Source organism: Devosia sp. UYZn731 (assembly GCF_040546795.1).
Taxonomy (GTDB): domain Bacteria; phylum Pseudomonadota; class Alphaproteobacteria; order Rhizobiales; family Devosiaceae; genus Devosia.
Genome location: NZ_JBEPOL010000002.1, coordinates 417,782 through 429,637, shown reverse-complemented (window position 1 = coordinate 429,637; position 11,856 = coordinate 417,782). Strand labels below are relative to the sequence as shown.

The 11,856-nt window shown below is 63.1% G+C and carries 9 protein-coding genes; 6 read left to right on the top strand and 3 right to left on the bottom strand.

Translation table 11 applies throughout. The features are described 5' to 3' along the window. The first annotated feature begins 46 nt into the window (after nucleotides 1-46). From ABIB57_RS06540 to ABIB57_RS06525, 4 genes are all read left to right on the top strand, one after another. Entirely contained in the window at nucleotides 47-1,801 is a 1,755-nt protein-coding gene (locus tag ABIB57_RS06540) for an ABC transporter substrate-binding protein (protein WP_354039325.1), read from the top strand. A gap of 201 nt (nucleotides 1,802-2,002) precedes the next feature. Further along, nucleotides 2,003-2,956: an ABC transporter permease gene (locus ABIB57_RS06535; RefSeq protein ID WP_299732476.1), complete on the top strand. Its 954-nt coding sequence runs from the start codon at nucleotides 2,003-2,005 to the stop codon at nucleotides 2,954-2,956. Continuing rightward, entirely contained in the window at nucleotides 2,949-3,830 is an 882-nt protein-coding gene (locus ABIB57_RS06530; protein WP_354039322.1) for an ABC transporter permease, read from the top strand. Before ABIB57_RS06535 ends, ABIB57_RS06530 begins: the two co-directional genes overlap by 8 nt. Before the next feature lie 30 nt (nucleotides 3,831-3,860). Further along, nucleotides 3,861-5,537, top strand: coding sequence for a gamma-glutamyltransferase (locus tag ABIB57_RS06525; RefSeq protein WP_354039320.1), 1,677 nt, complete (start codon nucleotides 3,861-3,863; stop codon nucleotides 5,535-5,537). An 81-nt stretch (nucleotides 5,538-5,618) separates the two neighbouring features. On the opposite strand, the gene ABIB57_RS06520 is transcribed toward ABIB57_RS06525, so the two are convergent. Both ABIB57_RS06520 and ABIB57_RS06515 read right to left on the bottom strand, forming a co-directional pair. Then, entirely contained in the window at nucleotides 5,619-6,485 is an 867-nt protein-coding gene (locus ABIB57_RS06520) for an SMP-30/gluconolactonase/LRE family protein (RefSeq protein WP_354039318.1), read from the bottom strand. Further along, the gene (locus ABIB57_RS06515) at nucleotides 6,485-7,219 is read right to left on the bottom strand and encodes a FadR/GntR family transcriptional regulator (RefSeq protein WP_354039317.1); all 735 of its coding nucleotides are present in this window, start codon (nucleotides 7,217-7,219) and stop codon (nucleotides 6,485-6,487) included. Before ABIB57_RS06515 ends, ABIB57_RS06520 begins: the two co-directional genes overlap by 1 nt. A gap of 176 nt (nucleotides 7,220-7,395) precedes the next feature. On the opposite strand from ABIB57_RS06515, the gene ABIB57_RS06510 reads away from it, so the two are divergent. Further along, nucleotides 7,396-8,403, top strand: a complete 1,008-nt coding sequence (locus ABIB57_RS06510) for a mannonate dehydratase (protein ID WP_354039694.1) — start codon at nucleotides 7,396-7,398, stop codon at nucleotides 8,401-8,403. Nucleotides 8,404-8,750: 347 nt separating this feature from the next. Here the strand turns inward: ABIB57_RS06510 and kdgD are convergent, their stop codons facing one another. Continuing rightward, nucleotides 8,751-9,656: a 5-dehydro-4-deoxyglucarate dehydratase gene (gene kdgD, locus ABIB57_RS06505; protein WP_502914351.1), complete on the bottom strand. Its 906-nt coding sequence runs from the start codon at nucleotides 9,654-9,656 to the stop codon at nucleotides 8,751-8,753. A 222-nt stretch (nucleotides 9,657-9,878) separates the two neighbouring features. Between kdgD and ABIB57_RS06500 the strand changes: the two genes are divergently transcribed. Next, a complete protein-coding gene (locus ABIB57_RS06500) occupies nucleotides 9,879-11,789 on the top strand; it encodes an ABC transporter substrate-binding protein (RefSeq protein ID WP_354039315.1) in 1,911 nt (636 codons plus the stop codon). The last annotated feature ends 67 nt before the right edge of the window (nucleotides 11,790-11,856 follow it).

Here is an 11,856-nt window from a genome sequence, read left to right as displayed (position 1 = left end):
TGGCTGTCATCAAACCGATATTTATCGCCCAAAACGAGGGAGGGCGATGAGTATCGTATCCTTCGAGCAAGGCGACGAATTGCCCATTCGCCGGGTGATGGTTTTGCCGTCGAGGGGGGATCGAACCAAGACCGGCGATAGCCGGCGAGGCAACTCCCGCAAGGGCAACAGGCAGAAGGACGAGATCATGACATTTAAACTGACCCGCCGTGCAGCGCTTCAGGGCATGCTTGCCGGCACCGCAGCTTTGACGACGATGCGGGCGCTTCCAGCCTGGGCCCAGGCCAAGGGCGGCACGCTGACTGTCGGCCTGACCTATGAAATCGACACCATGAACGTCTATTCGACCGGCTTTTTGGGCGATGCCCAGGCGGCAGTGGTCGAGGGCCTGCTGGCGCCCGGCGCCGATGCCAAATACGTGCCTGTGCTGGCCACCGAAGTGCCCACCATCGAGAATGGCGGCATCGTGGTGGCCGAAGACGGCAAGACCATGAAGGTCAGCTACAAGCTGCGCCCGGACGTGAAGTGGCATGACGGCGAGGCCTTTACCTCGGCCGACGTAAAATACACCTGGGAAGCGGTCAAGGACGAGAAATTCATCGCTGAATCCAAGGACGGCACCGCCGAAGTCGAGAGCATCGACACGCCTGACGACCTGACGGTCATCGTCAACTACAACACCATCCTGCCCACGTTTGCCTCGACCCTGTTCACGTTCGGTATCCTGCCCAAGCATCTGCTCGAAGGCACCGATCTGAACACGTCGAGCTATAACGAGACCCCGGTCGGCACCGGCCCGTTCAAGGTCGCCGAATTCGCCCGTGGCCAGTATGTGGTGGTCGAGCGCTTCGACGGCTATTGGGCCAAGGCCGAGAACGGCGATGCGCTGCCATACCTCGACAAGATCATCTTCAAGATGATCCCGGACACCAATACCCTGCTGACGCAGCTCAAGTCGGGTGAAGTGACCATGGTGGTTTCAACGCCTTATAGCCAGGCCAGCCAGGTGCAGGGCATCGCGGGCATCACCATCGTCAAGGGGCCGTTGCTCTCCTGGCAGCACCTCGACTTCAACTTCAAGAAGCCTTCGCTGGCCGACCTCAAGGTGCGCCAGGCCATTGCCGCGGGCATCGACCGCACCATTTTGAGCAAGGCGCAGGGCGGCTTTCCCGAGCCGATCAGCTCGCCAGTGGTGCCGGTGTTCGACTTCTACGATCCCAATACCCCGGTCATCGCCTATGATCCGGCGGCAGCCAACAAGATCCTCGACGATGCCGGTTACGCCATGGGCGGCGATGGCGTGCGCGCCAAGGACGGCGAGCGCCTGAGCTACGCCTTCATGGTGCAATCCGGCCGCGCCGATGACGAACTGGCCCAGCAGGTGATCATCGCCCAGCTCAAGGCCATCGGCATCGAGGCGACGGCCAACAACCAGACCGGCGTGGCGTATCGCGAAGCCCGCTACAAGGGCGGCTATGACCTGATCTATGGTCGCTGGATCACCTCGGCAGACCCGGTTTACTCGGTGTTCTGGGGCACGGGCGGGGCCAATAACGGCCAGTCCTATTCCAACCCGGCGCTCGATGCGGCGTTCCAGAAGTTCGAGAACACGCTGGACCCGGCAATCCGCAAGGAAGGCGCTGCCGAATTCCAGAAGATCCTGGCCGACGACCTGCCGACCATCTCGCTCACGACCAATGTGTCGCTGATCGCGGTGACCGACAAGCTGAAGAACTTCGTGCCGAACCCCACCAACATGACCAATTTCGTGCATACGGCCGAATGGTACATGGAGGGCTAAAGCCTGGAGTTTCAGTCGAAGCCTCCCCCTGTCAGGGGGAGGATCAAGGTGGGGGTGTTCTCTTTGGGGAAATCGCACCCCCACCCAACCTCCCCCTGGTAGGGGGAGGGGCCGCTTTGTGCGCAAAGCAACATGGTGCTTAAGTTATATGCGTCGAGCAAAAACTGAACCGCATAGGTGTTCAGAGACGAGGGTGGCGGCATGAGTCTCGGTTACGTTCTGCGCCGCCTGTTCAGTGCCGTGCCGCTGTTGCTCGGCATCTCGGTGATCCTGTTTTCCATCATCCACCTGGCGCCCGGCGGGCCGCTGGACATGTATACGGAGAACCCTGCGGTCAGTAAGGAAGCGCTCGACCAGATCGCGGCCGCCTATGGGCTCGACCAGCCGGTGCCGGTGCAATATGTGCTGTGGCTCAAATCCATGGTGGTGGGCGACTGGGGCTATTCCATTCGCACTGGGCGGCCGGTGTTGACCGAGATCGTGCTACGGCTGGGGCCGACGCTCGAACTGGGCGGACTGGCGCTGCTGCTGTCGCTGGTGATCGCCATTCCGCTGGGGATCATCAGCGCGTCGCGGCGTGGCTCAAAGCTGGATAGCTCGCTGACGCTGGCCTCGTTTGCCGGCATTTCCATCCCGGTGTTCTGGCTGGCGCTGCTGCTGCAATTGCTGTTTTCCGTGCAACTCGGCTGGCTGCCGTCGGCGGGCTACAAATCCATCGGTGGCGGCGATTTCATGGATCGGCTGAGCCATATCGTGATGCCGGCGGCCGTGCTGTCGCTGGCGACGGTGGCGAGCTGGAGCCGGTTCATCCGCTCGGGCATGATCGACGTGCTCAACCAGGATTACATCCGCACCGCCTATGCCAAGGGCCGCTCGGAGCGCGGCGTGGTGTTTTTGCATGCGCTGCGCAATGCGATGATCCCGGCGGTGACGGTGATCGCGGTGGATTTCGCCACGGTGATTTCCGGCGCTGTGATCACCGAGACGGTGTTCGCCTGGCCCGGTATCGGACGGCTGTTCATGGAAAGCATGGACGGGCGCGATTATCCCATGCTGATGGGGCTGATGATGATGGGCTCGCTGGGCATTATCATGGCCAATATCATTGCCGACCTCGCCTATGCGGCGCTCGATCCGAGGATCCGTTATGGCTGAAACCGTTATGCCGCTCGCCACCATCCAGCCGCCGCAGAGCTATGGGCGGCGGGTGGTCAAGCGCTTCCTCAAGCACCGGCCGGCGGTGGCCGGTTTGGCGTTCCTGTTGCTGCTGGCGGTGATCATCATCGTGGGGCCGTTCCTGTCGCCGTATACATTTGACGGGCAGGATTTCACCCTGATCGGCTCGCCGGGGCCGATGACTGCGCAGCACTGGCTGGGCACGGACGAATTGGGCCGCGATGTCGCGACGCGGCTGATATATGGGGGGCGCGTGTCGCTGGCTGTGGGGCTGGCCGGCGCTATCATCGCCACGATTGCGGGCACGCTGGTGGGGGCTTTGTCGGGGTTTTATCGCGGCTGGACCGACGCGATCCTGATGCGGTTCACCGATGTGATGCTGTCGATCCCGACGTTGCCGCTGGTGCTGTTGCTGTCGGGGCTGTTCCGGCCGAGCCCGCCGCTGCTGGTGGCAATCGTCGGCATGCTGATCTGGATGGGGACAGCGCGGCTGGTGCGCAGCCAGTTTTTGGCGTTGCGCGAGCGCGAATTTGTCGAGGCGGCGCGGGCGCTGGGGGCAGGCGGGGCGCGGCTGATGTTCCGCCACATCCTGCCCAATGCGATCGGGCCCATCACCGTGGCGGCGACGCTGGCGGTGGGCAGCGCGATCATGCTGGAATCGGCGCTGAGCTTTCTGGGTTTTGGCATCCAGCCGCCGGTGCCGACCTGGGGCAATTTGCTCAATAGCGCCAGTTCGTGGCTGAGCGTGGCGCCGTGGCTGGCCATTCCGCCGGGGCTGTTGATCCTCTGCACCGTTCTGGCCGTGAACTTCCTCGGCGACGGTTTGCGCGACGCCATGGAACCCAAGGAATAGACTTTTCGCCCTCCGAACCGGTGACGTCTCATGGATGCTGCACGCCTGATTGATCTGCAAAACCGCTACATCGTCGACCAGGGTCCAAAGCCACTGGCGCATGGCAAGGCGGTGGCTTCGACCGGCAATCCAATCGTCACCGAGACGGTGATCGAGACGCTGGCGGCGGGCGGCAATGCGGCGGATGCGGCGATTGCCGGGGCGCTGGTGCAGGCGGCGGTCGAGCCACACCTGACCAGCCACGCGGGCATGGTGTCGCTTCTGTATTGGGATGCGAAGACGCAGAAATCGTACCAGCTCAATTCGCTGGGCACGCTACCGCATGACCTGGGCCCGTTTCGGCCGATCAATGGCGTCGGTGGCTGGGCGCGCGAGGGCGCGCCGGGACCGCAGGCGGCGATTCCTGGGTTCATGCCGGGGCTGGGCGCCATGCATGAGCGGTTTGGAACGATGGATTGGTCGCGACTGTGCCAGCCGGCGATCCGCTGGGCGGAAGAGGGGCATCCGGTCTCTTCGTTCGAATATGGGGTGAACGTCTTTGCCGCGCCGTTCTCTACCTATTTCGAGGAAGGCCGGGCGGTGTTCATGCCGGATGGCTATCTGCCGCCGGTGGGGAGCGTGGTGCGCAATGCCAAGCTGGCCAAGACGCTGACGGCGCTGGCGGCGGAGGGGCCGAGCTATTTCACCACAGGGCAGTGGGCTCGCGATTTCGTCAAGGCAGGCAATGAACTGGGCTGGGCGGTGCGGCTGGACCACATGATAGCCAATCCGCCGCGCTGGCAGGAGCCAATGGCGTTTTCTCATCGTGGCCACGAGATCGTCAGCCTGGCGCCGCCGGAGCGGCAGGCGGTGTTTTGCGCGCTGGTGCTGGGCGTGCTGGAGCATGCTGGCATTGCCGATATGGAGCCGTTCGGGGCCGACTATCTGTTCTTCATGAGCCATGCCTTGCGGCTGGCCGAACAGGCCTGCGGCTTCCTGCATGACCCGGAATATTTTGGGGCGGCGGCGGGACCAATCATGGACCCGGCCTATCATCGTTCGCTGGCGGCGATGATCGCGGCGAGCCGGCCTAAGGTGGACCTGACCAATCACGTGCGGCTGACGACGGGCGCGGCCGCTTTCGCCGCATCGGGCTGGAACAGCGCGAAGTCCAAGGCGCCGGTGGGGAGTTGCGAAATTTCCATCGTCGACGGGGACGGCAACTGGCTGCAGATGATGAACACGGTGCAGTCGGGCGGCATTCCGGGCCTGGCTGTGGGGGGCGTTGCCATGATGGGTTCGCATGAGCAGACCAGCATGAATGCGCATTTTTCCAATTGGCGGACGCCCGGCGCGCGGATGCGCAATATTTTGGGCAACACCTTCGTCATGCGCGATGGCAAGCCGTGGCTGGCACTGGGGACGCCGGGCAATGTCTATGCCACGGTGGCGCAGATGCTGGTCAATATCCTCGACTTCGGCATGAGCCCCGACGCTGCCTCGGACGCGCCGCGCATGCTGCCGCTGGAGGATAATTACGCGCTGACGGTGGAAAGCCGGATTTCGCCGGAAGCGGTGCTGGGCGTCACAGCGCTGGGCCTGCACCTGACACCCATGCCGGCTTGGGACTGGAACCAGGGATCGTTCCAGATGTGCTGGCGGGACGGCGATACAATGACTGCGAGCGCCGATTTCCGCCGCACTGGCAAAGCTGCGGGGCTGCCCTAAAATCTTGTCACTGCGTGCTTAGACCCCCCGGGGCACCGCGTTTGCAGTGACCGCGGCGGTCTGGCCTCGAGGCCAAGGCGACTAGCGGGCGAATTTCGCGACTGGCACGCCCGGCACCTCGGCCCGAAAACTCACGATGCCATCACGACCCGGGCCGGCGGTCCCGGAATCCAGACTGGTTACGAAAACAGTTTGGAGGTCCGGGCCGCCGAAGCATGGCATGGTCGGGTGAGCGAGCGGAACCTTGACAGCATCGAGCCATTTGCCATCGGTGGAGAAGCGGTTGACCTGGCCTGCCGAAGGTCCGGCCGACCAGTAATTGCCAGCCATGTCGCAGGCGCCGCCATCGAACCGGCCGTAGCTGTCGTCGTGCTCGCTGAGACGCCGCGGGTTGGTTGCGTCGCCGCTGGATGGGTCGAAATCCCAGGTATCGAGCCAGTAATCGCCGCGCGAATCCGAGTGATAGAGCCGCGTGCCCTCGGCATTCCAGGCCAAGCCGTTGGAAATGGCGACGCCTTCGCGGATCACCCGCACGTCGCCGTCGGGCGCGAAACGATAGAGCACACCCGCGGGCGCGCCGTCGCCACTGGCATCCATGCTGCCGGCCCAGAAGGCCCCGTCCGGGCCGACCTTGCCGTCATTCAGCCGCATGCCGGGCTTGGCATGGCGCACACGGGCGACAAGCTCGCGGTCGCCGCTGTCACGATCAAACAGGACCACCTCATCGCGCAAAGCTACGACCAGCCGGCCACCTTGGGCGAGACCAAAGCTGCCCACCGGCTCCCGGAGTTTCCAGTGTGATCGCCTGCCGCTAGCGACATGCAGCGTGTGGATCGCTCCTTCGGGAATATCGCACCACAGCAGTTGCCCATTGTCGGCATCCCAGACTGGGCTTTCGCCCACCGCGAAGCGCTCGGCCACCACGAAATCCACCTGCGGCTGTGCCATCAGCTGCGCAGTGTCACGTCGTGGGCCAGGCTCCATTCGCGGTAACGCCGACGCCCGCGTTGCAGGTGCTGGCGCATGGCGGCGCGCGCGGCGTCGGGCTGCCGGTCGTTGATCGCCTCGAAGATGCGGCGGTGCTCGATCTCGATATTGCCGAGAAACTCGGTCTTGTCCTTCTCGTCGGTGAAGCTGGCGCCCAGCGCCCGGCGCGGGATCAGCCGCTCGCCCATCTCGTCGACGAACAGGCGAAAACGACCATTGTTGGTGGCGTCGGCGATGGCGCGGTGAAAGGCGCGATCGGCGTCGGTGGCCAGCGAATTGTCCTGCAAGTGCCGGGCGAATTGGCTCATGGCCTGCTCCATGCGCAACAGGTTGGTTTCGGTGCGTCGCTCGGCCGCCAGCCCCGCCGCCTCGATCTCGACGCTCATGCGGAACTCCATGAAATCGAGCACATCGCCGATGTCCTGGGGCGCTTCCATGAACATCGAGCTGCCGGAGGGTGCAGGGGGCTCGCTGACATAGACGCCGCTGCCGCGCAGCGAACGCAGCCGGCCCTCGGCCTTGAGGCTGGCAATGGCTTCACGCACCACGGTGCGGCTGACCGAAAACTGCTCGCAGAGCCGGTCGGCGGGTGGCAGCTTGTCGCCGGGCTTGAGGTTGTCCTGCGCGATCAAGGCCACCAGATCCTGCTTGACCCGGTCGGTCAGCCGCACTGCTTGCACTTCCAATTCGTTCATCCCTAAAGCCTGTGCCGCAGGCAAATCATGGGCCTCGATACTAATCGCATCCGCCTGCCGACGGTAGCAGTAGCGCGGCGCGGCGTCGAAAAATTGCGCTGCGATCCCGCGAGGTCTTGTAGCATGAGCAAATCTTCATACAACTTTGGAGAAATCATGGAACAGGGCATATGGATATGTATGTTGGCACCCAGCTCAGCGGTGAGGCATTTGAGGCGGTCGGTGATCGTTATCTGCGGCAGTTAGCGCAATTGGGGGTCAGGCATGTCTGCGTCGACCCCGCCGGCAACCCGCATGACTGGACGCGCGACGTGCTGGCGCGACATATCGAGCGTATCGATGCGGCGGGCCTCGTGCTCGACATGGTGCAATTGCCGATGTCCTCGGCCGGCGTCGACAAGGTCAAGTCACCCTCGATCGTGCTGGGCCAGGATCCCGATCGGCAGCGGGAGGTGGATGGCATCTGCGCGCTGATCGAAATGCTGGGTGCGCTGGGTATCAAGGCCACCAAGTACAATTTCAATATCCTGGGCATTCCGCGCACCACCTCGGAACGCGGCCGGGGCGGTGCGGTGCTCTCGACCTTCCGGCACGACCAGACCACCGATCAGGATACGCTCAGCCGCGCCGGGCAGGTCAGCACCGAGCAGATGTGGGAGCGCATCACCTGGTTCCTCGAGCGGGTCGTGCCGGTGGCCGAGGCCAGCAAGGTGCGTCTCGCCTGCCACCCGCACGATCCCCTGACGCGGCCCGGTTATCGCGGCATGGAGGAGCGCGTGCTGGGCAGTGCCGATGGGCTCAAGAAGTTCGTTTCGATCGCCGAAAGTCCTTATCACGGGCTCAATTTCTGCCAGGGCACGATCGCCGAAAGCCTGGTCAATCCGCGCGAGGAAATCGGCGACATCATCCGCTGGTTCGGCAGCCGCAAGAAGATTTTCAACGTGCATTTCCGCAATATCAAGGGCGGTCGTTATTCCTTCACCGAGGAATTTCCCGACGCCGGCGACATGGATATGGCCGATAGCCTGCGCATCTATCATGAGGTGGGTACGGACTGCATGATCATGCCTGACCACGTGCCGGACATCGATGGTGAAGCGCCGTTCGAAGCCGCGTTTGCATTTTGTTACGGGTATATCATCGGGCTGTTCCAGGCGAACGGGTGGGACCCGTACGGGGCTTAGGGGCGCTTCGCTGTTGTGTGGGGGCGGCGGCGGCGGCGGGGAGGTATTCTGCTTTGGTCCAATGCCTCCCACCCACTGCCTTCCCGCGGACTTGATCCGCGGGCCTCTGCCAACTTGTGCCGGGTTGCGAGTGGCCCGCGGATCAAGTCCGCGGGAAGGCGGTGGGTGGGGTGGCTGCAGGGATCGACCGTTGTTATTTGCCGTTCGTGTGTAGAACGCGGGTTCTTGGGCGGTGGCTTTTGCGGGCACCCGCCGGCGCTTCAACCTTCGCTCAGTCGGTGAAAAACACAAGGCCCGGATCTTGCGATCCGGGCCTCTGCGCCGGGAGGGGCGTGCGGGGAAATCGTTCAGCTATGCGAGGCGATCAGCGCCGCCAGGGTGTCGCGCTCGCTGCCGGTCAATTCGGTCAGCGGGCTGCGTACCTTGCCGGCAGGTCGGCCGATCAAATCCGTGCCGGCCTTGACCATCGATACCGCGTAGCCGCGCTTGCGGTCGCGCAACTCGATCAGCGGCAGGTAGAAGCTCCTGAGCAAGGCGCTCACCGTGGCGGAATCGCGGTCGCGGACGGCGCGGTAAAACCGCAGCGCCAGCTCGGGCACGAAGTTGAATACGGCCGACGAATAGGTGGTGACGCCCATTTCGAGATAGGGCTGGGCGAACACCTCCGCGGTCGGCAAGCCGCCGATATGCACCATGCGGTCGCCAATCCGGCTGGCGATCTGGACCATCAACTGCAAGTCGCCAATGCCGTCCTTGTAGCCGATGAGATTGGGGCAAGCCTCCGCCAGCTTTTCCAGCGAGTCCGGGGTCAGCCGCGTATTGTCGCGCGCGTAGTAGATCACGCCGATGCCCACCGCGTCGCAGATCGCCTTCATGTGGGCGATGATGCCTTCCTGCTCGGCGAACATCAGGTAATGCGGCAGCACCAGCAGGCCCGCCGCGCCGGCTTTTTCGGCGCGCCGCGCCAGGTCCACCGCCAGGCGGGTGCCATAACCCACGCCCGCCAGCACCGGAACATTTGGCGCGCTATTGGTCACTGCCGTGCGGATCACGGCGTCATATTCATCGTAGCCGATCGAGAAAAACTCGCCGGTGCCGCCCGCCGCAAAAAGGCCTGCCGCATCGAACGAGGACAGCCATTGCAGCCGCCTGGCATAGGATTGATGATCGAACTCCCCGTCCGCATCGAAATCCGTCACCGGGAAGGACAGCAGGCCCGAACCGATCTTGGCCTTGATTTCGTCGAAGGTCACGTCCATCTCCTGGCGCCTAATATTAGTATTACTTCTTTGAGCTAACATCCTGAAAGATCGGCTGTCAACGGCGGATTGGCGGCGTTCTCAGAAAAGCTTTTGGTAAAGAAGTATGATTTATTATTGACAAGGGCAGGGTAGTCATACGAAGCTCCCGCCAGCCATCGCCGACACGGGGATAACTCCGGCGGACCCATGGCCTACGCTCGATGGGAGGGAACATTGAAGCATCTCAAGCTTGCCGCTTTGGCGGGGATATCTTTTATTGCATTGGCCGGTGCCACCTTTGCACAGGACTATCATCAGGCGCCGATGCTTGATGGGTTGGTCACCGCCGGCACGCTGCCGGCCGTCGCCGATCGTGTTGGCACCGATCCGCGCGTGCTGACACCGGTCAGCGAAGTGGGCCAATATGGGGGCACGTTCCGCGGCGGCATGGTTGGTGGCACCGACCGCAACATGCTGTTCACCTATTTTGGCTACGAGCCGCTGCTGGCCTGGGACGCCACCTGGACCGGCGAGGTGCACCCCAATGTCGCGTCGGCCTATGAGGTTAGCGCCGATAGTTCGGCCTTCACCTTCACGCTGCGCGACGGCATGAAATGGTCAGACGGCACGCCCTATACGGCCGATGACGTCGCCTTCTTCATCAATGACGTGCTGCCCGACGACAAGCTGTTCCCGACCAAGCCGGGCTGGCTGACCGTTGCGGGCGAACTGCCCGCCATCAAGGTGGAGTCGCCCACCAAGTTCACCATTTCCTGGAGCAAGCCAAACGGGCTGTTCGTCCTCAATGCCGCCAGCGTCTATGGCGTGCAACTGACGCTGCTGAGCAAGGCCTATTGCAGCCAGTTCATGCCCAAATATAATCCCGAAGCTGAAGCCAATGCCAAGGCCGCCGGCGCTGCTGACTGGGCCGAGCGCATGGTCAGCATGTGCGGCGTCGGCATGGAAAACATCGAACGCTGGCGCAATCCGGAGCGGCCGACGATCGAAGCCTGGCATGTGGTCGAGCCTTATGTGGCGGGCGCCACCCGGGTGACGCTCGATCGCAACCCCTTTTACTGGAAGGTCGATACCGCGGGGAACCAGCTTCCCTATATCGACAACCTGAGCATGTCGGTCAGTGCCGAACCGCAGACCCTGGTGCTCGGCGTGCTGGCCGGCGATATCAGCTACGAAGTGCGTCACACCGCCACCACGGCGAACCTGCCGGTCTATGCGGATGGCGCCGAGGCGGGCAAGTTCCGCATCAGTCCGCGCGTGTCGAAGGTCGGTAACGAGCTGGCCGTTTCGGTCAACCTGAACTCGCACGATCCGGTCAAGCGGCCGATTTTCGATAACAAGGACTTCCGCGTCGCGCTGTCGCTTGGGCTCGATCGCCAGGCGATGATCGATGCGCTCTATCTCGGGCAGGGCACCCCGCAGCAGGTCTCGCCGACCAAGGGCACCCCGTTCTACAACGAGAAACTGGCCACCCAGTACATCAACTACGATGCCACGGAAGCCAATCGGTTGCTGGATTCCATGGGTCTCGACAAGCGCGGCAGCAACGGGTTCCGGCTGGCGCCCGATGGCAGTCCGCTGGTTATCAACCTCGCCACCATCACCGCGCTCGGCGCGTCCGCCGACGCCGGCGAAATGATGGCGCAGTACTGGCAGGCCATTGGCCTCGATATCCGCTTTACCGTCATGGACCGCACCCGGTTTTACGAAGAAAAGACCGCCAGCGCTCATGATATCGTCATCTGGGGCGCCACCTCAGGCGGCGTCGACGTCTATATCGATCCGCGTGACTATTTCCCCTTCACCACCGAGTCCAACTTCGCTGTCGATTGGGCCAAGTTCTACATCCACGACGGTGGCGAGGAGCCGCCCGAATACGTGAAAAAGCAGTGGGAACTCTACGACGCCATCAAGGCGACGGCTGACTCCGATGAACAGGTCAAGCTGTTCCAGCAGATTCTCGATATCACGGCCGAGCAGTTCTACCAGATTGGCGTAACCACGCCGGCTCCGAAATACGCCATCGTCGCCAACAATCTGGGCAATGTCCCCGATGATACGCCGACTGGCTGGATCCATCCCGATCCGGGCACGCTGAACGTCGAGCAGTTCTACTTCAAGCCGTAACGCGATGCGACGGCCCGGCCGGCGATCATCGCGGGCCGGTCCACTCCCCCCACGGGCAGGATGCTGG